Origin of the sequence: Sediminibacillus halophilus, from assembly GCF_900103695.1 — a bacterium.
GTDB lineage: Bacteria > Bacillota > Bacilli > Bacillales > Amphibacillaceae > Sediminibacillus > Sediminibacillus halophilus.
Genome location: NZ_FNHF01000001.1, coordinates 302983 through 327360 on the forward strand (window position 1 = coordinate 302983; position 24378 = coordinate 327360).

Genomic DNA, 24378 nt, shown 5'->3' on the forward strand with positions numbered 1-24378 from the left:
CCCCCGTTTCAAACGACTGGTTTTACGTATGAATGTTTTCATTTTCCAATATATTCTTTTCATCTTCGAGACCGAATTCAACATGGGACTCGATCCACTTACGACGTGGTTCAACTTTATCACCCATAAGGGTTGTTACCCTTCGTTCGGCTCTCGTCAAATCTTCAATCGTTACCCGGACCAATGTCCTTGTTCCTGGGCTCATGGTCGTTTCCCACAGCTGATCGGCATTCATTTCGCCAAGCCCTTTATAGCGCTGGAGAATATATCCATTTTTCATTTCTTTTGTCGCTGCTTTCATCTCTTCTTCGTTCCAGGCATATCGGACGGTTTCCTTCTTCCCTTTTCCTTTCGAAATCTTATATAAAGGAGGCAGGGCGATATAAACTTTTCCAGCCTCAATAAGCGGTCGCATATAGCGGTAGAAGAAGGTTAAAAGCAGTACTTGGATATGAGCACCATCCGTATCGGCATCAGTCATGATGATGATTTTATCGTATTGCACATCTTCCAGATTGAAGTCACCGCCGACTCCTGCCCCGATCGTATGGATAATAGTAGATATTTCTTCATTTTTAAACACGTCGGCAAGTTTTGCTTTTTCTGTATTGATGACTTTTCCCCGTAAAGGTAAGACAGCCTGGAACTTACGGTCTCTTCCCTGCTTTGCCGATCCTCCGGCCGAGTCACCCTCTACCAGGTATAACTCGTTTTTAGCTGCATTTTTAGACTGAGCAGGCGTCAACTTCCCGCTTAACAGAGCGTCTTTTCGTTTTTTCTTTTTACCTGTTCTCGCTTCTTCTCTTGCCTTTCTGGCTGCTTCTCTTGCTTCTTTCGCACGAACCGCCTTTTTTATCAGCATTCCAGCGATATCAGCGTTTTCCTCCAGGAAATAGGAGAGCTTTTCCGAAACAACCGAATCCACGGCTGATCTGGCTTCTGCCGTTCCCAATTTCCCTTTTGTCTGACCCTCAAATTGAAGCTTGTCCTCCGGTATTCTAACCGATACGATAGCAGTAAAGCCTTCCCTAATATCGTTTCCTTCCAGGTTTTTATCTTTTTCCTTTAGCAAGCTGTTTTTTCTCGCATACTCATTAACCACTCGAGTAATAGCTGTTCTTGCACCTGATTCATGTGTTCCGCCATCTTTTGTTCGGACATTATTGACGAAAGACAGCATGCTTTCGGCAAAACCATCATTGAATTGGAAAGCAAAGTCTACTTCAATTTCTTGCTGTTCCCCTTCAAATGATACTACCGGATGCAATGTATCCTTTTCTTCATTCAAATATGCGACGAATGATTCCAACCCATCGGGGTACTGGTAGGATTCCTGTTCACCACTGCGCTTGTCTACAATATCTATTTGTAGTCCTTTTAGCAAAAAAGCGGCTTCACGAAGACGTTCCGAAAGCATTTCGAATTGATAGGTCGTCGAAGTGAAAACAGTAGGATCCGGTTTGAAATGAATGGTAGTCCCTGTTTTACGAGTCGCTCCTTTTTTCTCCAAAGAAGTTACCGGTACTCCACCATTTTCAAAACGCTGGGTATAAATATAGCCGTCCCGATAAATCGTAACTTCCAGCCATTCCGATAAAGCATTTACTACCGAAGCACCAACCCCATGTAATCCACCACTAGTCTTATATCCACCCTGGCCGAATTTTCCTCCGGCGTGCAATATGGTGAAAATAACTTCTGGTGTCGGTCTTCCGGTTTTATGCATCCCGGTCGGCATCCCTCTTCCTTTATCTTCTACAGAAATACTATTGTCTTGATGTATGGTTACCCGGATTTGATCTCCATAGCCTGCCAGTACCTCATCGACAGAATTGTCGACGATTTCATAAACGAGGTGATGGAGTCCTCGGGAATCGGTACTGCCGATATACATTCCCGGTCTTTTTCTGACAGCCTCCAGACCTTCCAGTACTTGTATGGAATCATCCGAGTATTGCATTGATTCTTTTACCAATCGAACACCGGCTCCTTTCAACTACTCTCTTTGCATTATAATAGAACAAATGTTTGCTTCTGTAAAGAATTGCTTAGAATACGGCCCTTGTCCGATCTTTTGGAAAGCTATGCTCCAAAAGAAACATTAATAAGCGTATTTCTTATTTTAGCCCTTTTTTCAAGATACGCAAACCGTCAAGAAGGAAAAACCTCCCTGCATACTCTTTTATATCCTAAGGAAAAAGTATCTAGAAAGTCAATCCCTGCCTTAAAATTCAAGTTAAATGCTCAGCAAAGTAGAGTGCCCTGGAAGCATATCATGAATTTTTTAGACAGAGGTATATTTGTGTCAGGATGAAGGAAGATTGAGTGATTTAGTTCGCAATTTCTATCTGCTGAGAATAATAAAAAACCCCCCAAAAACGGGGGATTAATTTTTATTTTCCAATGGTTATCGAATGAGCCACCTTGATGCACATATCCATGATGACAGTATAACCCTTATCCTTTAATAGTTCATACGCCTTTTCGTCAAAAATACCTTGTTGCGCCCAAAAAACATCTGCATTTGTTTCGATTGCTTGTTCAGCAAGTTCATACAAATACTCAGAGCGACGGAAAACATTGATAATATCTATATTTTCCTCAACTTCGGCAAGTGTGTCATAAGCTTTCTCGCCGAGGGTTTCCTCGACTTCCGGATTGACAGGGATTATCCGGTATCCTGCTTCCTGCATAGCCTTGGCAATCTGATAAGAAGTTCTTTCAGGTTTGTCAGAAAGACCGACTACAGCAATGGTTTTAGCTTCTTCCAGAATTCTTTTCAATTCCTGTTTATCAGGTGCTTGGTATGACATGGGTTTTTCCCTCCTTTAATTAATCAGTTCTTGCTCTTTTAAAAATTTTCGAGCCACTTCTTCATAACTTTTTTCTTCATAATCGACTTGGTAATTCATTTCCCGCATTTGTTCATCTGTAATCTTTCCGGCAAGTTGGTTTAGAATACCTTCAAGTTCCGGGTAGCGGTCTAGCGTCTCCTGTCTCATCAATGGTGCGCCTTGGTATGGAGGAAATAAATTTTTATCATCTTCTAGAGCTTTCAAATCCAGTTCCACCATATAACTATCTGTCGAGTAGGCATCAATAATATCTACCTGTCCATTAGCTATCGCTCCTTGACGGATACCAGGTTCCATCGTCCTTACTTCGCCGAATTCAATTCCGTACAGTTTCTGTATGCCTTGGTAGCCATCTTCCCTGTCATTGAATTCCAGCGTGAAACCGGCAGTAACTTCATCATCGATGGTTTTTAAATCACTTATCGTTTCAAGATCGTTTGCTTCAGCAAACCCATGTGTCGTTGCTAATGTGTACGTATTGTTATATGCCATCGGCTCCAGGAATGCCATGTCGTACTGTTCCTTCATTCCTTCTTTTGCCTGTTCATACACTTCTCTCGCATCGTTGCTTACTGCCTGCTCTTCCAGATGGGTAACAATAGCTGTTCCGGTGAATTCTGGATAAATGTCAATACTTCCTTCCTGTAAAGCACTGAATACAAATGCAGTTTTTCCGAGTCCTTCTTCCAGTTCCACTTTCAAATCCGTTTCTTCCTCAATAAGGATTTTATACATATTGATTAAGATAGACGGTTCCGCGTTCAACTTTCCTCCGATTACCAGGTCCGTCCGCTGTTCCATGTTTATTAGGAACGGACTGACGATAATCAATACTGCTGCCACCATAACAGCTGCCAATGAACGGAAACCAGCCTTGACTGATGTACGCTCCACTACTCTTAAAATAAAATCTAGTAATACGGCTAATAGCGCAGCCGGTATAGCCCCTAGTAAAATCAAATTAATCTCCCCGCCCCGGTCGATGCCAAGCAGTATAAGTTCTCCTAATCCTCCTGCCCCGATAAGAGCGGCGATGGTGGTAGTTCCTACAATCAATACCATGGAAGTACGGATGCCAGCCATGATGACAGGCATGGCCAAAGGCAGCTCCACTTTCGCTAAGCGACGTAAAGAATTCATTCCCATACCCGTAGCTGCTTCTTTGAGGGCAGGGTTGACCTCTTTAATCCCTGTATATGTATTCCTTAAAATTGGTAACAATCCGTAGGCAATCAACGCTACAACAGCCGGCTGCCGTCCTATTCCTAAAAAAGGAATCAAAAAAGCCAGAACAGCAAGACTTGGAATTGTTTGTAAAACAGCAGTAATGCCAATGATTGGCTCTGCCAACCGTTTCGACCTTGTGAGTGCAATACCAAGGGGTACCGCTATAATGACTGCTATCAATAGAGAAATGATCGATATTTGTAAATGCTCCCAAATTTTTTCCCACAGCATGGATTCACGTGATTGAAAAACTTCCAAAAAGTGACTCATTGCTGAACCACCCCGTTTTCCATTGTGGTTTTACTGTCAAGATAATGGACGATATCTCCGTAGGACAGTGTTCCTATCACTCGATTATTTTGCACAACAGGCAATATATCAATCTCGTTCCGGAGGAAGATTTCCGTAGTGTGCACTAGCTGCATGTCATTGGGTAGTTCGGGATGCTCTAGTTTTTGGCCGTCTTTATAAGTACCGATGTACTGATTGTCTTCATCCACAATGATATAAACCCCGTTGGAGTTGAAGTTTTTACGCTCATATTGCAGACGGGAAACCACCCTGCTTCCGGTTGGGTCCATAATCACATCCACAGCCGTTTGCCAAGGGGATTTTTTCTCTCCTATAAAATTTCTTACAAAGTCGGTACGCGGCTTTAGGATCAATTGCTGTGGTCTGTCTACTTGTACAACTTCTCCATCTTTCATTAAACAAACACGATCTCCTATAGCCATCGCCTCATCGATATCATGTGTGACAAATACAATGGTTTTCTTGATTTCTTTTTGAAGTGTACGGATGTCGCTTTGCAATTGTTCCCTCGTTATTGGGTCAAGCGCACTGAAAGGCTCATCCATCAACAGGATATCCGGATCGGCTGCCAGAGCTCTTAAAACGCCAACACGCTGTTGCTGGCCACCTGACAATTCCTGCGGTTTTCTTTTTTTAAAATTTTCCGGATCAAGACCAACCATTTCCATCAATTCATCCACTCTGCGTCTGATCTTTTGTTTTCCCCATTTTTTCATTTCCGGCACAATCATGATGTTTTCTTCAATTGTCATGTGCGGAAAAAGTGCGATTTCCTGTAGTACATAACCAATATTCCAGCGGAGTTCATGGATGTTATAATCGTTGATACTTTTATTATGTATGCGTATTATTCCGGTAGATGGTTCAATCAGACGGTTGATCATCTTCATGGTTGTCGTTTTACCACATCCACTTGGGCCGATAAGGGTTAGTAACTCCCCTTCCTCTACAGTTAAATTCAATTGTTTAACTGCTTCCGTTCCATCTGGATAAACCTTCGAAACATTCTCAAATTGAATCATAGTATTCTCCCTTGTTAAATTAATGGATTATTTCCCTTTACCCTTGCAGATAAAGTTGAAAACTTATACCAACCAATCATAATGTCAGCACAGAGTATCCTCACATTTGAACAAATGGCAAAGTTTCTAATGTAACTGCTTCCTCTTCATGATAAAATAAGATTACAAGCTGTGCATTGAAAAAGGAGTTTTGCATATGAATTATATTATTTTTGCAGTTATTGCATATCTTATCGGATCTATTCCATTCGGATTGATCGTGGGAAAGCTCGGGTTTAAAATCGATATCCGCCAGCATGGAAGCGGAAATCTTGGAGGCACCAATTCCTTCAGGGTCCTTGGTTTCAAAGCCGGCCTGCTTGTTACGGTATCCGATATTTTAAAAGGAACCTTGGCGGTTATTCTTCCCCAAGTCTTCACGGACGATGTCAATGCTATAATTATTGGCATTTTTGCGGTCATTGGTCACATGTACCCTGTATTCGCTAAATTCAAAGGTGGAAAAGCAGTAGCTACTTCTGGAGGAGTGATTCTCGGAGTAAACCCACTGTTGTTCCTCGTTATACTAGCAACATTCTTTTTGAGCCTGTTCTTAACGAAGTATGTATCATTAGCTTCGATGATCACCGGGGTTGTCGCGGTAGTCGTCACCATCATATTCCAGGAAACTGGGTTGTTAATTGCTACTTCTTTACTGACCATCTTTGTTTTTTACCGGCATCGTGCCAACATTAAACGAATTATCAATAAAACTGAACCAAAAATAACCTGGATGTAAAGAATGGAGAGGATCAGGCACCAGCCGGATCCTTTTCCATTTGTATATCAACTTATTACTTAATAATCATTACATGTTGATAGGGATTTTTAAATTAATCTGCTTATAAGCTGAAAAATTGAATAATAAAATGCATTTTACTATACTTTTATTAGCTGAAATGGTTGAAAGGAGCCACTGCTATGAACAATACAGAACTTAAGAACAAAAAAACATTGCCCAGCAAGGCCGAACGACATAAATTATTTGGTTCTGTGGAACCCGGTCCGAAAACAAAGCCTGTCGACAAAGAAAAAATGGTTGATCTACAAAATTCAAAAAAAGACTTTTTATTCGATATAGATGCAGTTGGAATTGCCAATGTGAAAAATCCGATTAATATTACAAGTCATTTAATACCAAACAATCAGACAACCATTGGTACATTCCGTTTCACATCCCGGATTGACAAGGATAGCAAAGGAACGAACATGAGCCGATTCACCGAACAACTTGATGCTTATTACAAAAATAATTACTCCATTGATATCGACACATTGAAGAGGTTCACCAAAGATTTAGCTATCAGGTTGAAGCAAAAGGATGCCCAAATGGAAGTGAATTTCCCCTGGTTTTTCGAACGGAAAGGTCCTTCCTCGGGATTAGCTGGGTTAAACCATGCTGATGCTGGTATAAAAGTAACTTACGATCAAGACAAGGGCCACCATATCGAAGTTACTCTGGCAGGTACAATCACTACCCTTTGCCCCTGCTCGAAAGAGATCAGTGAATATAGCGCTCATAACCAACGCGGCAGAGTGGAAATGACAGCAGTCCTTTCAGAAGATTTTGATGAGAATGAAACGGACTGGAAAGAAGCACTGTTGGAAGCTGCAGAAAGCAATGCCAGTGCAAGAATCCATCCGGTGTTGAAGCGTCCTGATGAAAAAATAGTGACAGAACAAGCATACGAAAATCCACGATTTGTGGAAGATATCGTACGATTGGTTGCTGCAGATTTGTACGAGCTTCCGTTTGTTGAAAAGTTCACGATCTCTTGCAAGAATGAGGAATCAATCCATTTGCACGACGCGGTAGCAACGTTATCCTTTGACAAAAACACAGATGCGTAGGAGATGCGGATGAAACGATTGTTTATCCTATTTATTAAGATGTATCAAAAGATGATCAGTCCTATAAAGCCTCCGACATGCCGTTTTTATCCTACTTGTTCCCAATATGGAGTAGAATCATTTGAACGCTTCGGCGTTATAAAAGGCGGCTTTTTGACAATCAAACGATTGTTAAAATGCCATCCGTTCCATCCGGGGGGTTTTGATCCTGTTCCAGAGAAAAAAAGAAAAAAATAAAGTAAGACCCAAACCTCTCGTACCTATGGGAGGTTTTGCTTTTATCCCTCTTCCGGAATATTTCCGACTGAAAGAAGAATAATAAACAGTGAATCTGATTGGAGGGATATTAATTGTTTACTCATATAAAAGAATTGCAGTACAATGCCAAACCCACCAGCCCCGATCCCGTATATGCCAAAAAGCTTCAGGAAATACTAGGTGGTCAATTCGGGGAGATTACGGTGATGATGCAGTACTTGTTCCAAGGATGGAATTGCCGTGCAGAACAAAAATACAAAGATATGCTTCTGGACATTGGAACCGAAGAGATCGCACATGTTGAAATGATCGCAACCATGATTGCTCAATTATTAGACGGCGCCCCGGCAAAAGAACAGGAGGAGGCTGCCGCTAAAAACCCTGCTGTCGAAGCAGTACTGGGAGGCATGAACCCTCAACATATTATTGTTTCCGGACTAGGAGCTACACCGACAGACAGTGTCGGTTATCCTTGGAACTCGCGTTATACCATAGCTAGTGGCAACCTTTTGGCAGATTTCCGAGCAAATTTAAACGCGGAATCACAAGGCCGCCTTCAGGTTGTCCGATTGTATGAATCGACGACAGATCCCGGAGTCAGAGATATGCTTTCCTTTTTGATAGCGAGAGATACGATGCATCAGAATCAATGGATGGCCGCTATCGAAGAACTGGAGGCTAATCAAAAAGCCATTGTACCGAGTACTTTTCCACAAAACCTTGAAAAACAAGAGGTTTCTTATTCGTTCATGAACTTCTCAGAAGGGGAGGAAAGCTCAGACGGCAGATGGGCAAAAGGAAAGAGCATGGATGGGCAGGCTTCTTTTGAGTATGTTTCAAAACCAGAAGCGATGGGGCAAAACCCTCAACTTCAGCCTTCACCAGCATATATTCATGGTACTGTCCCACCCGATATGATCCCACCCGAAACCGACCAGGCAAATTTTCAAAGTCCATCCAATAACACTTGATGACAGTGGCTGACTAAATGCAGAGTGATAGAAGGAATAACCGAACGATGATTCGAAATTTTAAACGATCGAACGCGTTCGGTTGTTCTTTATAGTAATTGTGCATTGACTTATATAAATTGAAGCAAGAAATCCAGTATCATAACGTTGTGATAAGAAGTATCCTCACTTAATCAACGGGAGAATAGAACTCTAACCCTAGGGAGACCTCCTTCCTTCGCTATTTTTTCCGGTATGTAAACAACTGAATGAATAAGTTCCTTTCCTACACTGAATCGAACTTTTCCACGATAGTCAGTAAGCGTAACCATTAGATGGTTCGTATATTCAGGGATAAGCTTTAATTTGCTCTCTTTCCTTTTCTGAATCCTGCTCCATAATAAATGCCAATTTATCCAATACATCTTCCCCGCTCCAGTGTACATAATGTCCACTGTTTACCGGCATGTATTTAACCGGGAGATTTTTCTTTTCCTGCAGTCTTGCTATGCTCCTTTTAGTCAGTCGGAATTGTTTCGGATTTATGTTGGTAAAAGTGCCATATATTAGATATGTCGGCACAGTTAATTCCGTTACAAGATTTGGTAAGTTAAGATTATAATACCCGAATAAAAGATTCATACCGGCAGCAGTCAGTTCTGGGGATTGTCGTAAAGCTTCCTGGACATACGTACTGTTCTCAATTCCGACAATATCACAAAAACGCTCGACCCTCTCTCCCTCATTTTCCTGCTCAGCATTGCTTTCGGAAAATAACCCGGTCAGCCTTTCCATAAACGAAATCCCTTTCAGATGATAACCTATATTTAACAAAGGAAACAAAAGCGCAAAGGGTCCGAATTCCTGAAAAGGTACCCGTGGAAAAGATTTATGCCCAGCATCCAATAAAATAAACTGTTTTACCCTTTCTGGATAATGAACAGCGAATGACAATGCAACGGCTCCCCCTAGTGAATGGGCAATGATGTCGGCAGAATGGATGTGTTGTTGATCAAGGTATTCTTTCAACCAATCAGCCAATCGTTTCGCTGTGCACTTCTCGTCCAATCCTTTACTTTTTCCATAACCCGGAAGATCGAGAAGGTGTGTCTGGCAGAAAGCACTTAGTCTATCGGCAATATTCAGCCCTTCCAGCCCAGAAAATCCAGCCGCGGGCAAAAATACTATTGGTTTTCCAATGCCTACTTTTCTCACATAAAAATCATTAAAGCTGTTTTTTTCTTTTTGAATCTGTTTCATAATTTGGTTACTCCTTTAAATAAGCATTCAAACCTCTAATTGTCTAAAACAACAACCTGACAGCTCCGAGTGCAGCAAAGCACAAAACTAGAACCTGAAACGTTTTCTGGGGGATGAACTTCAAAAGATAGACACCGAGAAATGCGCCGGCAATTATCGCAGCCGTCATGTACAAGTTGAACAGGGCCGAATCGGTAGTTATCAATCCTAAGGAGATGTAAAACGGAACTTTGATTATATTCACACATAGAAAAAACCAAGCTCCTGTACCGATAAACTCCTGTTTCGGCAAGCCCTTGACCAATAAATAGACAGCCATCACTCCTCCCGCTGCATTTCCCACCATGGTGGTGAATCCTCCCAACACTCCCATGAAAACGGTGAACCAATTCGATTCAGGCAGCAGCTGATTAAATCTTTCCCCAAGCTTGCTCCGGAATACGTGTAAAAGAACCATGGAAAGAACGATGCTCCCGACTAACGGTTTAAGTTGTCTGCTGCTTACATGATCCAACACGAAGTAGCCTGCCACAATGCCCGCCAACACCCATGGAAGCAAGGAAATCAAATATTTCCATACGACATTCCTGCGATAATAAGTAACAGCAAAAATATCTCCTATAATCAACATCGGTACCAAAATACCGACAGATTGCTTTGCGGGAAAGACAAACATCATGACAGTCACTACCAGTATCCCCAAGCTCGGTATTCCTGCCTTCGCAAATCCGATAAAAACGCTGCATAGAATCACAATCAGCCATTGCAGTAATGACAGGTCAAAAATGACGCTCACCTCTTTTTCTTTTTATTCCTAAGCATAACGGATTGACAAGCAGAAGTTCTAGCTTGAAAATAAATAAATAACAAGCATCTAAAGGACGAAACAGCCTCTTGACTATTTCTTCTTTTTTCAACAAAAACCTTTTTGTTCTTACAAAATTTTTCGTGAGTTGGCGTCAGTCGAAAGGAAATAAAGGGGTTTTAGGACAACTTATTTCGTTAATACAAACGATAACAGGTGCGAAAGGAGTTTGATAATAGTGGATTTGCAAATTTCAGAATCAGCCACACAATGGTATATTGAAGAATTGGATTTAGATAAAAATGAGCAAGTGCGTTTTTTTGTACGTTATGGCGGCGTAGGAGGTCATCAGCCAGGCTTTTCACTTGGGGTGACCAGAGAAGACCCTGAAAATCCGACAGCCGATTCAACAGTAAATGGGATTCATTTTTTTATAGAAGAAGATGATTCCTGGTATTTTGACGGTGCTGACCTGCAAGTTGAAATGGACTCCGAGGAACCGAAATTTCTATACAAGTGATGAAAGAAGTAAATCTGGTGTTAAATCAAAAAGGAAAATCGAACGAATTCGGTTTTCCTTTTGTCCCCTATACTTTTCCCCATCCACTGATAATAGAATGTACACTGGGCGGGAATGTTTCCCTTTATATATGAAACTTTTCCAATTGCCCCCATTGCCTTTCGGCAGTTAAAATTTGTTTTTGTCTTTCACCAAGTAAATCATAATGAGGGTACTTATCATCGTAGTGTATCCAAGAAGGATCCAACCCGTATTGCTTTCCCCACTTTATCAATTTATCTACATCACTACACCCTGCTTTTGTAACAGTATCACATTCAGGGAATCTTGAATCAAGCCAATAGTGAGTAAGAAAAGCGATTTTACCGTTTTCTACCTCCCTTTTCCACTTATTCAGCTCTTTCCTTTTTAATCCAAAGGCCATCCGTTATTCTCCTTTCATGGCATCAAGGTATGCTTGATGCCAGTCTGGAAGGGATTTTCTTATGGAAACCGGTCGAAAAGATTCCTTTTTCACCACGACATGCCTGGTGGAACCTGTGACTGCAGTATTTCCTTCTGCATTATAAATCCGATAACCGTATGATACTCGCAGCCCATCGTATTCCTTAATCCAAGTATCCACAAATGCTTCTTCTCCATAGCGAATTGGATGTTTGAATGATAAATCGGCATCCACCACTGGAGATACGACCCCTAAGTTTTCCATTTCATGATATTGAAACCCTAGTTCTTCAATAAATGAAGTCCGGCCAATTTCAAACCAAACCAAATAGTTGGCATGGTAAACGACCCCCATTTGATCGGTCTCTTGGTATCTCACCTTTATTGGTGTTTTCACTATTTTCATGGTCTTTTCCCCCTAATCGTACTCCAAGCCTGGGCGAAGTCTTCTTTCGTCAAAAGCTGATTCACTTCGGCAGTGCTCTGTTGTTCTTCTATAATACGAAGTGCCTGGAATTGAACAGCTTCGTCCACTAAATTGACTGCAAATCTTGCATTTCCATCAATTTCATGTTCCTGATATTGTTCGTTCAAGTAATGATCCGCTTCTTCATCTAATTGATAATGATATTCCTCGAGATGGGACTTGGTGATCTTCATCAAATCTTCGGCCTGATAATCCGGGAAATAAAAATATTTTTTAAAACGGGATTCAAGCCCTGGATTGCTGGAAATAAACTGCTCCATTTCTCTGGTATAACCTGCGAGTATCACCACCAGATTTTCATTGTGCTTGGTCATCTCGTCAACAAGGGTGTCAATAGCTTCCTTTCCGAAATCTTTATCACCTCGGTATAGACTGTATGCTTCATCAATGAACAGCACGCCTCCAAGGGCCTCCCTGACTTTTTGCTTTGTTTTAATGGAAGTTTGGCCGACAAACCCAGCAACAAGGTCGCTTCGCGAGGCAACAACCAGGTGTCCTCTTTTTAACAAGCCGCATTCGTTAAGCACCTGTGAATAGATGTTGGCAACTGTTGTTTTACCAGTGCCGGGATTCCCGGAAAATATAGCGTGTAATTGAATCGGAACGGTTGGAAGACCTTGCTGTTTTCTTTGTTGTTGTATTCGGACAAATGAAGAAAGCTTTTTCACTTCCTCTTTCACATTTTCCAATCCTATCAGATTATCCAAACGCTGCATCGGTTGTTGTTCTTCTGATTCATCATTCAAGTCTTCAAGATCTTCGGTATCAATTCTCATATGGTCGAGCCAGTTTTCACCGGCAGTACGTTGTTTATACGCTCCCTTACGAAAAATGGCCCGTAAAACCAAGTCTCTGACCGTCCTGGCGTTGCCGAAGGTTTCATCTACTCTGGATTTTTCTATTAATCCTTCAAATTTACGCAACGCTTGTTCTGTAAAAAAGTAATCATTATTTAATGCTGTCTTTTCAGCAATTTGTAGTAACTCGTCGGTCTTAAAGTCGGGAAGCGTAATATGATTCGGTTCGGGAAAACGACTGCGCAAACCAGGATTTGCCCAAAGAAATTGCCGCATTTCTTCAGGATAACCTGCAAGAATTACCGCAAACCGGTCTGCATATTCCTTGCTGGTCATACTGGATACCAACGTGTCAATAACGGCTTGTCCATAATCATTACCGCTTTGACCTTCCCGTTTCAAACTGTAAGCTTCATCGATAAATAATATCCCGCCCACTGATTGTCTTACATAGTTGACGGTGTTTTCCTCGCTCTGTCCGACGTAGGAACCGACTAAGTGCGCCCGATTTACTTCGGTGACCTGGTTTGTTTCCAACAGTCCAAGTTCATGGTAAATAGCTGCCAGCAGTCTGGCAATGGTTGTTTTACCTGTACCTGGATTTCCACTGATAATCATATGGAGTCCCGGCTCGTCGACCATTTGGAAGCCAAGCTCTTTTCGTTCTTTTTGGTATTTTAAATAGTGATAATATTGATGAATATATTGCTTGATTTCCTTCATTCCTATTAAATCATCAAGAATTTTCAGGGGATCTTCTTGATTAGCTTGTTTAAACGCGTCAGGAAGCAGAGTGGATAATTCCGATTTCCACTTAACAATTTCTTTTACTTGCTTGTTTAATTGTTGAACCGGCAGCCCGGTTTTTTTATTTTCAATCGCATCCCCTGCCTCTTTTAGCATATCCAGTAAACGGTATATTCGATCGAGGATTTGAGAAACGACTTGTGATAAACGGCTGTCATCGAACTCTTCCTGAATCAAGCTGTTTTTATTTAAAAATTCATCCATTTCCACTGACAGTTCACGTATTTTTTTTAATTTAGCGGGATCAAAATCTGTTTCCCTGATAGCCCATTCTGCCAACGGAAGCTTTTCCAGTTCGGAGTAAAAATTTAAATAGGTTTTGATACTTTTTAATTCCTGTAATACCACCGGCTTTTCAATCAATTTACCTGTTTCTTTCAAAAGGAGATCAACAATGTGGTCATCTTCTTGATTTCGTTTTAATCGATGAAAGGCAACGATCATGTACACAACTGCTTGATGAAATTCTGAAATCTCCCTTGTTCCGTTTTGCCAGTCATTAACAAGTCGGAGTGCCTCTACCTCGCTAAAAGGGGGATGTTGGTTGATTGTCGTCCATTGCTCAAGTTGTCCGGTTATTGTTATGTTGTCTCTATCAGTAATTGCCACTTTCGATTCCGCTCCCTTCCATTCAAACCTTATTCTATCACAGGCATTCTATGTTGTAGATTTTCATGCTTCCCCGCCATTGATGATTATAAATTGCACAATTATTTTCTGTCCTAAATGGGCAGAAACATCCATCTTCCAGTAAATAGCACTATGTAAAAAAGAGCCCTGTGAGGGCTCTTTTTTACTGTTGCCGGCTGTCACGATATTCGTCTTTTATTTCTTCACGAAAACCGCGGATTGATTCTTCTCTGCGAGCGTTCTTAGCTTTGATTTGTTCCTTTTCCTCTCCGGATGCGAACTTCATCGTTTCATGAGCAGCTTCCAGATTGGCAATTGTATTTTGAACCATACCCTGTAGCTTTTCCACATTGTCAGATCGATCATCAGGATTCGGCTGTGTTCGATGTTTCACCATTGACAAGCCCTCCTATTCACCTTTTGTTTGTATCACTTGAGGTTTTCGGTCACTTTTTACCTGCATTTGTTTTCCCTTATTTCCCCCAGCCTCCAACGGCTGCGTTCCTAGATGTCTGGGGCGGAAATGTTTGCTGTCCTTTTTAGGATTACCCACGTCGAGTCCCCCTTTCAAAAGGATATCATTATTATTGGCAAAATAAATGCAGTTATGCAAAACAGGAGGACTGATTAGTGATCAGTCCTCCTGTTTTGACGAAAGAACGTTTCTTCGACTGTCGATCCTGTCTTCGATATGATGCAGCAATTGACTGTCGTTTAAAATGGCTTCCCTGTTTTCCTTTATTAAGTCTTCGAGTGATTTTCGTTTTCTCAAAGAAATGGTCAATCCCTCCTCTAACGCCGTTAATAGGAGGATTGCCTAACTTTTCAAAAAATATAAGCTAATCGAATGATTTTAGGGTGTTCTCCATAAATTCGTAGGTCATCGGGCCAGTCACCGTCTGCTTGATGTTTCCATCGCTGCCAATGAAATAGGATGTCGGAATATTTAAGACACGGTAAGTATCTACAGCCTTCGATTCTTTATCCAAAAGGATACGGAAAGAAACATTGGCCTGCTCTTTAAATGATTTAACTTTTTCGATTCCATCCAGTTCAGTCGCAGTGGCGTTGACCGCCAATATTTCCACTTCATTTCCATATTCCTGCTTCAACTGTTCCAAAGCCGGTATTTCCTCTTTGCAAGGACCACACCATGTTGCCCAAAAATTCAACAATACTTTTTTACCTTTAAAATCGGACAAATTTATTTGTTTCGCTTCAAGCGATTCCAACGATAAATCAGGAGCAGCCTGTCCTGCTTTCAAATTGTTCGCAGATGCTTGGTTATTGACCATCTGCTGCATTTCATTTTCAGTTCCATTATCAGTCACATTATAGATAAAAATGACAATCAAGGTTAGTAACAAAATTGCAGCGGTCGCTTTTTTAATCATTTTCACCATTCCTCAAAAAATTTTGCAGCATGTACATTGCTACACTTTCCATTTCATTCTATGTAGGAAATCATTAACATAGAAGCCCTGTTTACTCTGTAATCTTAATTTGTTTCTAATAATATGTAAAGGATAACAGGAAGTTGTTCATACTATTGTTATTGATTCGTCTGTTAAAAGAGCATACCAACTAAAGAGATGGACAGGGAAAACATGTTAGCTTTATATTCAGTGGGATTAACTTGCGCTTTTCGTGGTGGCTGGAGTGTATCCCAGATTCAAGGGAGCAAAGAAGCTTATTCATATAGCACCCGGCTGAAGCTGTGTCCGCAGAAAGCGAAGTATGTTACGAAAGCGTTGTTTAACACCCCACTAATATTAATACGGATTAATATTTATACCGCATAGTGACAGGCTTTTGAGCAATGTACAAAAGAAAAACAGCCCGGCATCGCCGGACTGTTTTAATCTCCATTAGTTTGTTTCCAATTTGTTACGAAGCACCATTTGCAGGATACCGCCATGACGATAGTAGTCAATTTCAACTTCGCTGTCAAAGCGTGCAATCACTTCAAACTCTGTCTTATTGCCTTGCTCGTCGGTTGCCGTCACTTTCACAAGGTCATGGGGTTTGACGGTTTCATCAATATCTACGTCAAATGTTTCTCGTCCGGTCAGACCTAGGGATTCAGCACTGTCGCCTTTGACAAATTGCAATGGAAGTACTCCCATCATTACCAAATTGGAACGATGGATTCGTTCAAAGCTTTCTGCAATGACTGTTTTAATTCCTAACAAGTTTGTACCCTTGGCTGCCCAATCGCGAGAGCTCCCCATGCCATAATCTTTTCCAGCAATGACCAATAGACCTGTTTCGTCCTCTTGGTATTTCATTGCTGCATCATAAATCGGCATGACTTCTTCGGTTGGCCAGTACGTAGTGTATCCACCCTCTGTTCCTGGAGCCAGCAAGTTACGGATCCGGATATTTGCAAATGTTCCACGCATCATGACTTCGTGGTTACCACGACGAGAACCATACGAATTAAAGTTTCGAGGGGAAACATCTTTTTCCTGTAAATACTTACCAGCCGGCATGTCTTTTGCAATTGCCCCGGCTGGGGAAATGTGGTCTGTTGTTACCGAGTCGCCGAATTTACCAATTGCCCGCAAGTTATTGAGTTGGTGGACTTCCCCCGCCTCTTTAGATAATCCCTCAAAGAACGGCGGATTTTGAATATAGGTTGATTCATCATTCCATTTATACAATGGTTCATCGGTCGTATCTATGGCATTCCACTTTTCATTAGAATCAAATACACTTTCGTATTCTTTCCGGAAAATTTCTGGTGTTACCGCTTTAGCTACTTCCTGTTTGATTTCGTCAATGGATGGCCAAATATCATTGAAATAAACAGCATTTCCATCGTTGTCAGTGCCAATTGGCTCATTATATAAGTCAACATCGACACTGCCGGCAAGTGCATAAGCTACCACAAGCGGAGGAGAAGCCAGATAATTCGCTTTCACCAGTGGATGAATGCGCCCTTCAAAGTTACGGTTCCCTGATAGTACGGAAGAAACAGTAAGGTCGTTTTCCACAATTGCATCCTCTATTTCCGGAGACAATGGACCAGAATTTCCAATACAAGTCGTACAGCCGTAGCCTACAAGACTAAAACCTAACTGTTCAAGGTAAGGCATTAGTCCGGAATCCTCCAGATAACGGGTAACCACTTTGGAACCTGGAGCAAGCGATGTTTTTACATACGCTGGTACTTCGAGTCCTTTTTCTACTGCCTTTTTAGCCAAGAGTCCTGCCCCCAGCATAACGTAAGGATTGGAAGTATTAGTACAAGAAGTAATGGCCGCGATTGCCACAGCCCCTGTTTTCATCACGGAAGATTTTCCATCCGGATGACCAATCGCTGCTTCTTTTTCGAATTCTTTTGCATCCAAACCAAAACCTTGGTTTCCTGCTGGTGCTGTTACTGCCTCATTAAATGATTCTTTCATTTTGGAAAGCGGAATTAAATCTTGCGGCCGTTTCGGTCCAGATAAATTCGGCTCGAGCTCTGAAAGATTTATTTCAACTAGTTCAGTAAATTCTGGATCCGGTTGATCGGATGAATACCAAAGGTTGTTTTCTTTACAATATTTTTCAACTAAAGCAATATGATCCTCACTTCTTCCAGTCAGTCGCAAATAATTCAGAGATTCCTGATCGACAGGGAAGAAACCGCAAGTAGCACCATATTCAGGAGCCATATTGGAAATGGTGGCACGGTGAGCCAATGGCATATCCTTCAAGCCCGGTCCGAAATATTCTACAAACTTACCGACAACATTACGTTTTCTTAGTACCTGTGTCACCTTCAATGCCAAATCGGTGGCAGTTGTTCCATTTGGGAAACTGCCGGTGAATTTGACCCCGATAACTTCCGGTGCCGGGAAGTATGAAGGCTGGCCAAGCATGCCTGCTTCTGCTTCGATACCGCCAACACCCCAGCCTAATACTCCTAAACCATTGATCATGGTGGTATGAGAATCTGTACCTACCAGTGTATCAGGAAAAGCGTCATATTCACCGCTTTCATTTTCGAGTGCATGGACAACATTCGCGATATATTCGAGATTCACCTGATGGACAATGCCTGTTGCAGGTGGAACAGCACGATAGTTATCGAATGCTTTTTGAGCCCAATTTAAAAATTCGTAACGTTCCATGTTCCGTTCAAATTCCAAATCCATATTCGCTTGTAATGCATTAGGTGTTCCATATTTGTCTACCTGGACAGAATGGTCGATTACCAGGTCAACAGGAACTTCCGGATTGATTTTATCAGGTGCTCCTCCCATGTCGACCATTGCTTTTCGTAAGGAAGCGAGATCCACCACTGCAGGTACCCCAGTGAAGTCCTGCAATATAACGCGAGATGGCTTGAACGGAACATCTTTTCCTTCCGTTTTCCCCCATTTCGCCAGGCTTTCAACATGTTCATCTTTGATCACAAAGCCATCGTGTTGTCTCACAAGGGATTCAAGCAACACACGGATAGAAAAAGGAAGGCGGGTAATATCGCCTAGTCCTGCGTCTTCCAGGGCTTTTAATTGATAAAAGTTATACGTTTTACCATTCAGTTCAAATTGCTTTTTTGCATTATAAGTATTGTTTGCTTTCATAAGACTTTATGTTACCCCCTTTAAAGATTATGAATCGTCGAAGGATCCTCCAATCCCCTTTTTAACAGCCTTCGACAAAATCTATTGTTTGAATCCACAATATATTTTAAATGAAATCGATTTATAAGTAAAACATTTGAACATATTTTTAGAAAGTTTTAAGTTTTGAAGATTGCTAGTACAATAGGAGATTTAGAAAGGATAGGATAGGACAGCAAGCCCATGTTCGAGACGTAATCCTTTACTTCCGAAAAAGCTGTTACCGGATACCTCCTGTAGAAAGTCTTCTTTTTCTCATTTCCTCATACTTCCTACAGGACGATTTGCAGAGGGCATGTTCAATATTCCTGCTTAGTTGGCAGGATTACCCTGAACGTGCTTCCTTTATCAGGGTTACGATAGATTTCCAGTCGACCATGGTGTTTTTCGACGATTTGGTTAGATATCATCAAGCCGAGTCCTGTACCATCTTTTTTTGTAGTGAAAAAAGGTTCTTTCAATTTATGGAGAATATTTTCTGGAATGCCGGGGCCTTCGTCAACAATATCGATTTCAACCCATCCTTTGTTTGTTCTTCCATTCACGAAGACGCTTCCTCCGTCTTTCATAGCCTCAACGGCATTTTTAATCAAATTGATAAAGACTTGTTTAATTTGCGACCGGTCACAAAATACAGATTGTTCTTTATCAAGATTCAAGTAAATATCAACATTTTTCAACTTTGCCTGAGAGCGGAGCAGAACAATGACATCACCCAATAATTCAGATAACATCTCTATTTTTTTGTCATCCGTCATAGGCTTCGAAATGAAAAGCAATTCAGAAGTAATGGTTTCAATTTTTTCTATCTCATCCACCATTATTTTGTAGTACTCCTCTTTCCGGTCGATACCTGCCTGAAGCAATTGGAGAAATCCTTTGATGGATGTCAGCGGATTACGAATCTCATGAGCTACTCCTGCAGCAAGCTGCCCAGCCACGGACATTTTTTCCGAGCGGATCATCATTTCCTCGGCTTCCTTTTTGTCCTGTATATCTTTGGTTACAGAAATTAATAAATCCGATGCATGCTCTTCATCTCTTAATCTTCCTATAACACTTTCTGCCCAAATGTATTTTCCTTCTTTATTGCGAATACTCAAATGAACCTTTTGGGAATCAGTTGCGTATTGGTTTAATTTAGACTTCAGAAGGTTTTGATCATACGGCGATAAAAGCTCTAACACAGAGACTCCAATCAATTCTTCCGCTTTAAAACCGAGCACATGATGTACTGACTTAGAAATATATAAGACCCTGCCATCCAGGTTGCATACAGTTATTAAATCATATCCGTTATTCTCAATCCATTCGAGCATGTTATCCGGCAAGCTGCTCAACAAATAATCAGTAGCAGGATGATGATGTTCGTTTAATTCCATAGTATGCGTGAGATGGATATTCGTCTCTTTGTTTCTTTCTTCTGAATCCATTCCTTTTGTCCCCCTATCTCATGTACCGACTACTAGGATGATTATCTCAAAAAGTCCGCCTTTCTTCTATCTTTTTTCCTCTATCCAGTATGAAAACTTGTATTTATAAATATATCCTTTTATAATTACCATAGTTGATTCTGATGATTAAAAGCTTGCAGATGAATACCTATTTCTATACCGTAAAAGAATTAAACAATTATTAGTAATATTACTATAAATATCAAAAAAATTAAACTTTTGCACTATTTTTTCTACATTTCCACTATATTTCTTTACTTGAATAAATTATGACAAAAATAGAAAGATTGGTGATCGACATGACAGGCGGTTTTGCTTATTTCATCGTTGCCTGGGTGTTCTTACTGGTTGGTTTGATGGCAATTGGCGGCTTCTTTATGTTCCGCAAATTCCTTAAGCGGCTCCCTAAAGAAGATGGCAAGTCCATTCTTGACTGGGAAGAATATTACGTAAAAAAAACGCGCCATATGTGGGGCAAGAAAGAATTGACATTGCTAGAAGAGCTGGTATCTCCCGTCCCCGAATTATTCCGGGATATTGCACGACAAAAGATAGCGGGGAAAATTGGGGAAATTGCTTTGGAAAAAAAACGAAAGAAAATAACGCAAGATATTCTAATCGAAGGGTATATTATCGCGACGCCTAAGCGAGACCATAAATTTTTACGAAAAAAGCTGAACGAAAAACAAATTGATATGGAGCCTTATGCTGAATTGTTTGAGTTAGAGAAGGTTCCTGCTAATAAATCGACACCCCGCAGCCAATAGTTAAATCAACTGCGGGGTGTCCCATTTAAGACGTTACGGAGCTATTCAATCGTTTTTCAATCCTTGTGAATTTCCACAGCATAGCAATTCTCCAGGATAGTATCATCCCAAATGCCAGTAAAAAAAACATACCGCTCGTTTCTCCCACGGAAACAGTTTTCCCGATGATCACTTTCAGGGTGACACGGACGATTAGTAATCCAAACAAGATAAATACAAATGCTTTCGAAGGAATTAAATATATATGTCCATTTTTCACTTCAAAGTTGGAGCTTTTGATTAAAAATAGAGAAAATATCACCCCGACAGAAAAAGCTTCCAATACCTGTGCCCACGACACCTGAAAGGCAGGTACCAAAAACATAAAAGCACCTGTGCTCATGAATAAAGGCGGTAAAATGATTCTGGCTTTACTTGCCGGTCTCCTCGAAGCTTTCATCCTGACAAATATCATGGTAACTGCCATCAAGATTCCTACGATTGTGGTCGCTGTTATCAGCATAATATCAACTCTTCCATCTTAACTATATGTATGTAGTAACTATTGTCAGCTCAATACCCGATTAACCGCCTCTAGTACTCTGTTTTCATCAAAAGGCTTTACTATAAAGTCTTTGGCACCTTTTTCGATCGCTTCTACGACCAGCTTTTGCTGTCCCATTGCTGAGCACATAATTACTTTTGCGTGGCTGTCAAACGCTTTGATTTCTTGCATTGCATCCATGCCGTTTTTTCCCGGCATGGTGATATCCATTGTAACTAAGTCTGGTGATAACTGCTTGTACATCTCAACCGCTTGGTCACCATCCTCTGCTTCCCCCACAACAGTATGGCTCCCGTTTTCTAAAATTCCCGATAGTGTTACACGAATAAATTTTGCATCATCAACCACTAATATGTTTGCCATCAAATTCCCCCTTACTAATCACGATCGCCGGCAATCGAAAGAATGATTGTCATGGTTATCCCTACTACCGTGAGATATACACCCAAATCAAATAAAAGTGCTGTGGCCAGTTCTTTATCACCCAGTAACGGAATATGGAAGTGGCCAAAAGTTTGATTTAAAAACGGCTCGCCAAAAGCGAATGAACCAACACCTGTCAACAATGCGATCATAAGTCCGGTCGGTACTAGAAAACGAAAATTCACAGGTATAATTTTGCTGACTGCTCTCTCTCCATACGCCATATACATAAGCACAATCGCCGAAGCGGTCATTAATCCACCGACAAACCCACCTCCAGGCGCATTATGCCCTGCAAGAAATAGATAAATTGAGAAAGCGAATAAAATGAATGATATTAACACTGTCGCCGTTCTTAAAATCAAGTCATTCGTTCCATGCATTTTCATAACTCCTTTTTCATTTCCATAATTCTATCATAATATAAATATGCAGCGATTTCCATCGGTTAAAATCCGTAAAAGTTAAACCATCCGGCAAGGTAGGAAGTTAGCGCCGTCATCCAGTCGAAGAACAAAGCGATGCCCATAAATATCATTACATAACCGCCGATTTTTACCAATCGCGGCCCATTCCTTTTTATCCATTTCATCTTTCCCACAAAAAAGGAAAGGATCAGAAACGGAGCAGAGAATCCTAACGAATAAGCACTCATCATCACCATTCCCAGATCCGGTTTATCTGCAGATAGCGAGATGACAGCACCAAGTATAGGGCCCGTGCATGGCGTCCATCCCATCGAGAAAGCCATTCCGATTAAAAAGGAACCGATAAATCCACTAGGTCTGTTACGAAAAACGATTTTATGATCCTTCATAAGAAATTGAAAGTTGAATACTCCTATGATAACCAATCCAAAAAATACAATTAGAATTGCTCCAAGCTGCCGGATTGCATCCTGCCAAGTTAATAAAAACTCTCCTATAAAGGTGGTAAAAAAACCAAGCAAAACAAAAACACTCGAAAATCCAAGCAAAAATAATACTGTATGGATAATGCTTTTGCTATTCAGCATTCCGTTTTCAACCTTTATATCATTCACACTCATTCCAGTTATGTATGACAAAAAAGCCGGATATAATGGCAGAACACATGGAGAAATAAACGATAAAAAGCCTGCTCCAAAGGCAATGAAAATATTTAATTCTGCTGCCATTTTTCTCCCTCCTTCGTTAGTTCAATTCTTTGCAATTTGATTCTCCCCAATGCTCACTTCAGTATGTTTAAATACCCTTTTTGGTATGTAATCCACTCTTGAAAAAAAAATCATCTCAACCGTCCGACATAGAAAGTGTTTTCCGGCGCGAATCAAACCGTTATATTGTTATGGCATCGAGGACCCCACTAAACATCCGTCCTATTTAGTGTAGCAGAAGATAAAAACGCCATTGTGACAACAAAGTGAAATTTTCACTTTGTTACATATAAATCCCTTGCCGCTAAGTGACAAGGGATTTATATGTATAGTTATCAAATAGAATCTATTTTAGATACCATTGACCACTAATAAGTGGGTTCATTCGTTATTTTGACTGGTTGTTCATCGCCCGCATCATTTGATTGATTTTTTTCTGCGACGGCTTTTGTCCCATTTGCATCATCAATGTGCGAAGCATTTGTTCATTAATCGGCGGGTTCTTCTTAAGGTAATTCATCATATACTTTCGCGCAATGAAAAACCCCAGAGCAACACCGGCAATCAAAGCAATAATGGCAATCAATACTACCCAAATCGTGCCCATGTCACGTCTTCCTCCTTCAAATTGTCTCTCATACAGTATAGTAAATCATAATAGAGAATACAATAGCCTTGTATTCAAGTCCTTATGACGTTTACCTATCGGTGAGATCCATCCATAATTGTCAGAATCATACTCTATAATAAAAAAGCGGCTGTTAAATCGCCTGAAATATTGAAACAACAGCTTTTCCGCTCCGGAAAAGCTAGAAGAACTCCCATATATACAAGTCCCGTCAATCAGTAGTTCCGCTACGTCTGATTGACCTTCAATCCGCAAGCTGTTCCCTTTCTTTTCGAATGCATTTTCGCCGGTATGGCACCTTGCCAGGTAGTCCATTACTTCTCGTACAGGAATTTCAGAAGTTACATATCGAGATTGTTTATAGTGGATACTATCAACCGGATAAACATCAAACTTGCGTAAAAAACGATATAAAATATCAGAACGATAATAATAATGATTCGCAAATTCACTGTTCACCAAAAAAATGGAGTAATTAGGCATTGGCTTGTCCCTCCCTGGTAGGAACAATTATACACAATCCCATGTGAAACGGTTGTCAAACGAT

The 24378-nt window shown here is 40.9% G+C and carries 27 protein-coding genes; 6 read left to right on the forward strand and 21 right to left on the reverse strand.

What is annotated here, in order from left to right; all coding sequences use genetic code 11:
- Positions 1-22: 22 nt before the first annotated feature.
- The 4 genes from parE to BLR82_RS01605 form a co-directional block, all read right to left on the reverse strand.
- On the reverse strand, positions 23-1960 hold the full coding sequence (gene parE / locus BLR82_RS01590) for a DNA topoisomerase IV subunit B (RefSeq protein WP_074598226.1): 1938 nt from the start codon (positions 1958-1960) through the stop codon (positions 23-25).
- A 433-nt stretch (positions 1961-2393) separates the two neighbouring features.
- A complete protein-coding gene (locus tag BLR82_RS01595; RefSeq protein WP_074597265.1) occupies positions 2394-2813 on the reverse strand; it encodes a CoA-binding protein in 420 nt (139 codons plus the stop codon).
- Positions 2814-2828: 15 nt separating this feature from the next.
- Entirely contained in the window at positions 2829-4352 is a 1524-nt protein-coding gene (locus BLR82_RS01600) for an ABC transporter permease/substrate-binding protein (RefSeq protein WP_074597266.1), read from the reverse strand.
- The gene (locus BLR82_RS01605) at positions 4349-5416 is read right to left on the reverse strand and encodes an ABC transporter ATP-binding protein (protein WP_074597267.1); all 1068 of its coding nucleotides are present in this window, start codon (positions 5414-5416) and stop codon (positions 4349-4351) included. The genes BLR82_RS01600 and BLR82_RS01605 overlap by 4 nt, the downstream gene beginning before the upstream one ends.
- Before the next feature lie 196 nt (positions 5417-5612).
- On the opposite strand from BLR82_RS01605, the gene plsY reads away from it, so the two are divergent.
- From plsY to BLR82_RS01625, 4 genes are all read left to right on the forward strand, one after another.
- The gene (gene plsY / locus BLR82_RS01610; protein WP_074597268.1) at positions 5613-6194 is read left to right on the forward strand and encodes a glycerol-3-phosphate 1-O-acyltransferase PlsY; all 582 of its coding nucleotides are present in this window, start codon (positions 5613-5615) and stop codon (positions 6192-6194) included.
- 182 nt (positions 6195-6376) lie between these two features.
- On the forward strand, positions 6377-7306 hold the full coding sequence (gene folE2 / locus BLR82_RS01615; RefSeq protein WP_074597269.1) for a GTP cyclohydrolase FolE2: 930 nt from the start codon (positions 6377-6379) through the stop codon (positions 7304-7306).
- A 9-nt stretch (positions 7307-7315) separates the two neighbouring features.
- Positions 7316-7543: a membrane protein insertion efficiency factor YidD gene (gene yidD, locus BLR82_RS01620; RefSeq protein WP_074597270.1), complete on the forward strand. Its 228-nt coding sequence runs from the start codon at positions 7316-7318 to the stop codon at positions 7541-7543.
- Positions 7544-7656: 113 nt separating this feature from the next.
- Positions 7657-8535, forward strand: coding sequence for a manganese catalase (locus BLR82_RS01625; protein ID WP_074597271.1), 879 nt, complete (start codon positions 7657-7659; stop codon positions 8533-8535).
- Between the two features lie 327 nt (positions 8536-8862).
- Here the strand turns inward: BLR82_RS01625 and BLR82_RS01630 are convergent, their stop codons facing one another.
- Both BLR82_RS01630 and BLR82_RS01635 read right to left on the reverse strand, forming a co-directional pair.
- Positions 8863-9774 (reverse strand): alpha/beta hydrolase, encoded by a 912-nt coding sequence (locus tag BLR82_RS01630; protein ID WP_074597272.1) that lies wholly within the window; start codon positions 9772-9774, stop codon positions 8863-8865.
- A gap of 43 nt (positions 9775-9817) precedes the next feature.
- Positions 9818-10570 carry a sulfite exporter TauE/SafE family protein gene (locus BLR82_RS01635; protein WP_342720993.1) on the reverse strand — a complete coding sequence of 251 codons (753 nt, stop codon included), beginning with the start codon at positions 10568-10570 and terminating at the stop codon, positions 9818-9820.
- Between the two features lie 247 nt (positions 10571-10817).
- Here BLR82_RS01635 and BLR82_RS01640 point away from each other — a divergent pair, with 247 nt between their 5' ends.
- Positions 10818-11099 (forward strand): HesB/YadR/YfhF family protein, encoded by a 282-nt coding sequence (locus tag BLR82_RS01640; protein WP_074597273.1) that lies wholly within the window; start codon positions 10818-10820, stop codon positions 11097-11099.
- Positions 11100-11223: 124 nt separating this feature from the next.
- On the opposite strand, the gene BLR82_RS01645 is transcribed toward BLR82_RS01640, so the two are convergent.
- The 9 genes from BLR82_RS01645 to BLR82_RS01685 all read right to left on the reverse strand — a co-directional run bounded on the left by BLR82_RS01645 (position 11224) and on the right by BLR82_RS01685 (position 20313).
- Complete coding sequence (locus BLR82_RS01645; protein WP_074597274.1) at positions 11224-11523, reverse strand: hypothetical protein; 300 nt, start codon at positions 11521-11523, stop codon at positions 11224-11226.
- Positions 11524-11526: 3 nt separating this feature from the next.
- Positions 11527-11949 (reverse strand): acyl-CoA thioesterase, encoded by a 423-nt coding sequence (locus tag BLR82_RS01650; RefSeq protein ID WP_074597275.1) that lies wholly within the window; start codon positions 11947-11949, stop codon positions 11527-11529.
- The gene (locus BLR82_RS01655; protein WP_245693626.1) at positions 11946-14243 is read right to left on the reverse strand and encodes an AAA family ATPase; all 2298 of its coding nucleotides are present in this window, start codon (positions 14241-14243) and stop codon (positions 11946-11948) included. The genes BLR82_RS01650 and BLR82_RS01655 overlap by 4 nt, the downstream gene beginning before the upstream one ends.
- Positions 14244-14427: 184 nt before the next feature.
- Entirely contained in the window at positions 14428-14661 is a 234-nt protein-coding gene (gene tlp / locus BLR82_RS01660) for a small acid-soluble spore protein Tlp (protein WP_074597276.1), read from the reverse strand.
- A 12-nt stretch (positions 14662-14673) separates the two neighbouring features.
- Positions 14674-14817, reverse strand: a complete 144-nt coding sequence (locus tag BLR82_RS01665) for an acid-soluble spore protein N (RefSeq protein WP_074597277.1) — start codon at positions 14815-14817, stop codon at positions 14674-14676.
- Between the two features lie 81 nt (positions 14818-14898).
- A complete protein-coding gene (locus BLR82_RS20535) occupies positions 14899-15036 on the reverse strand; it encodes an FbpB family small basic protein (RefSeq protein WP_245693627.1) in 138 nt (45 codons plus the stop codon).
- Between the two features lie 67 nt (positions 15037-15103).
- The gene (locus BLR82_RS01675; RefSeq protein WP_074597278.1) at positions 15104-15658 is read right to left on the reverse strand and encodes a TlpA family protein disulfide reductase; all 555 of its coding nucleotides are present in this window, start codon (positions 15656-15658) and stop codon (positions 15104-15106) included.
- Positions 15659-16132: 474 nt separating this feature from the next.
- On the reverse strand, positions 16133-18841 hold the full coding sequence (gene acnA / locus BLR82_RS01680; protein ID WP_074597279.1) for an aconitate hydratase AcnA: 2709 nt from the start codon (positions 18839-18841) through the stop codon (positions 16133-16135).
- Positions 18842-19179: 338 nt separating this feature from the next.
- On the reverse strand, positions 19180-20313 hold the full coding sequence (locus BLR82_RS01685) for an ATP-binding protein (RefSeq protein WP_074597280.1): 1134 nt from the start codon (positions 20311-20313) through the stop codon (positions 19180-19182).
- A gap of 290 nt (positions 20314-20603) precedes the next feature.
- On the opposite strand from BLR82_RS01685, the gene BLR82_RS01690 reads away from it, so the two are divergent.
- Positions 20604-21101, forward strand: coding sequence for a DUF2621 domain-containing protein (locus tag BLR82_RS01690; protein WP_074597281.1), 498 nt, complete (start codon positions 20604-20606; stop codon positions 21099-21101).
- A gap of 25 nt (positions 21102-21126) precedes the next feature.
- On the opposite strand, the gene BLR82_RS01695 is transcribed toward BLR82_RS01690, so the two are convergent.
- From BLR82_RS01695 to sirA, 6 genes are all read right to left on the reverse strand, one after another.
- Positions 21127-21603, reverse strand: coding sequence for a CcdC family protein (locus tag BLR82_RS01695; protein ID WP_074597282.1), 477 nt, complete (start codon positions 21601-21603; stop codon positions 21127-21129).
- 45 nt (positions 21604-21648) lie between these two features.
- The gene (locus BLR82_RS01700; protein WP_074597283.1) at positions 21649-22008 is read right to left on the reverse strand and encodes a response regulator; all 360 of its coding nucleotides are present in this window, start codon (positions 22006-22008) and stop codon (positions 21649-21651) included.
- A 14-nt stretch (positions 22009-22022) separates the two neighbouring features.
- Positions 22023-22457 carry a Na(+)/H(+) antiporter subunit B gene (locus BLR82_RS01705; protein WP_074597284.1) on the reverse strand — a complete coding sequence of 145 codons (435 nt, stop codon included), beginning with the start codon at positions 22455-22457 and terminating at the stop codon, positions 22023-22025.
- Between the two features lie 59 nt (positions 22458-22516).
- Entirely contained in the window at positions 22517-23224 is a 708-nt protein-coding gene (locus BLR82_RS01710) for a cytochrome c biogenesis CcdA family protein (RefSeq protein ID WP_074597285.1), read from the reverse strand.
- 367 nt (positions 23225-23591) lie between these two features.
- Positions 23592-23810, reverse strand: coding sequence for a YneF family protein (locus BLR82_RS01715; RefSeq protein WP_026570271.1), 219 nt, complete (start codon positions 23808-23810; stop codon positions 23592-23594).
- 45 nt (positions 23811-23855) lie between these two features.
- Complete coding sequence (sirA, locus tag BLR82_RS01720) at positions 23856-24314, reverse strand: sporulation inhibitor of replication protein SirA (RefSeq protein ID WP_074597286.1); 459 nt, start codon at positions 24312-24314, stop codon at positions 23856-23858.
- Between the last annotated feature and the right edge of the window lie 64 nt (positions 24315-24378).

Coding starts and splice junctions, on each gene's coding strand:
- BLR82_RS01715 (WP_026570271.1), bottom strand. CDS start 23,810: ATGGGCACGATTTGGGTAGTATTGATTGCCATTATTGCTTTGATTGCC.
- folE2 (WP_074597269.1), top strand. CDS start 6,377: ATGAACAATACAGAACTTAAGAACAAAAAAACATTGCCCAGCAAGGCC.
- BLR82_RS01630 (WP_074597272.1), bottom strand. CDS start 9,774: ATGAAACAGATTCAAAAAGAAAAAAACAGCTTTAATGATTTTTATGTG.
- BLR82_RS01700 (WP_074597283.1), bottom strand. CDS start 22,008: ATGGCAAACATATTAGTGGTTGATGATGCAAAATTTATTCGTGTAACA.
- sirA (WP_074597286.1), bottom strand. CDS start 24,314: ATGCCTAATTACTCCATTTTTTTGGTGAACAGTGAATTTGCGAATCAT.
- BLR82_RS01690 (WP_074597281.1), top strand. CDS start 20,604: ATGACAAAAATAGAAAGATTGGTGATCGACATGACAGGCGGTTTTGCT.
- BLR82_RS01645 (WP_074597274.1), bottom strand. CDS start 11,523: ATGGCCTTTGGATTAAAAAGGAAAGAGCTGAATAAGTGGAAAAGGGAG.
- parE (WP_074598226.1), bottom strand. CDS start 1,960: ATGCAATACTCGGATGATTCCATACAAGTACTGGAAGGTCTGGAGGCT.
- tlp (WP_074597276.1), bottom strand. CDS start 14,661: ATGGTGAAACATCGAACACAGCCGAATCCTGATGATCGATCTGACAAT.
- BLR82_RS01710 (WP_074597285.1), bottom strand. CDS start 23,224: ATGGCAGCAGAATTAAATATTTTCATTGCCTTTGGAGCAGGCTTTTTA.
- BLR82_RS01600 (WP_074597266.1), bottom strand. CDS start 4,352: ATGAGTCACTTTTTGGAAGTTTTTCAATCACGTGAATCCATGCTGTGG.
- BLR82_RS01650 (WP_074597275.1), bottom strand. CDS start 11,949: ATGAAAATAGTGAAAACACCAATAAAGGTGAGATACCAAGAGACCGAT.
- acnA (WP_074597279.1), bottom strand. CDS start 18,841: ATGAAAGCAAACAATACTTATAATGCAAAAAAGCAATTTGAACTGAAT.
- BLR82_RS01695 (WP_074597282.1), bottom strand. CDS start 21,603: ATGCTGATAACAGCGACCACAATCGTAGGAATCTTGATGGCAGTTACC.
- yidD (WP_074597270.1), top strand. CDS start 7,316: ATGAAACGATTGTTTATCCTATTTATTAAGATGTATCAAAAGATGATC.
- BLR82_RS01705 (WP_074597284.1), bottom strand. CDS start 22,457: ATGAAAATGCATGGAACGAATGACTTGATTTTAAGAACGGCGACAGTG.
- BLR82_RS01675 (WP_074597278.1), bottom strand. CDS start 15,658: ATGATTAAAAAAGCGACCGCTGCAATTTTGTTACTAACCTTGATTGTC.
- BLR82_RS01685 (WP_074597280.1), bottom strand. CDS start 20,313: ATGGATTCAGAAGAAAGAAACAAAGAGACGAATATCCATCTCACGCAT.
- plsY (WP_074597268.1), top strand. CDS start 5,613: ATGAATTATATTATTTTTGCAGTTATTGCATATCTTATCGGATCTATT.
- BLR82_RS01595 (WP_074597265.1), bottom strand. CDS start 2,813: ATGTCATACCAAGCACCTGATAAACAGGAATTGAAAAGAATTCTGGAA.
- BLR82_RS01605 (WP_074597267.1), bottom strand. CDS start 5,416: ATGATTCAATTTGAGAATGTTTCGAAGGTTTATCCAGATGGAACGGAA.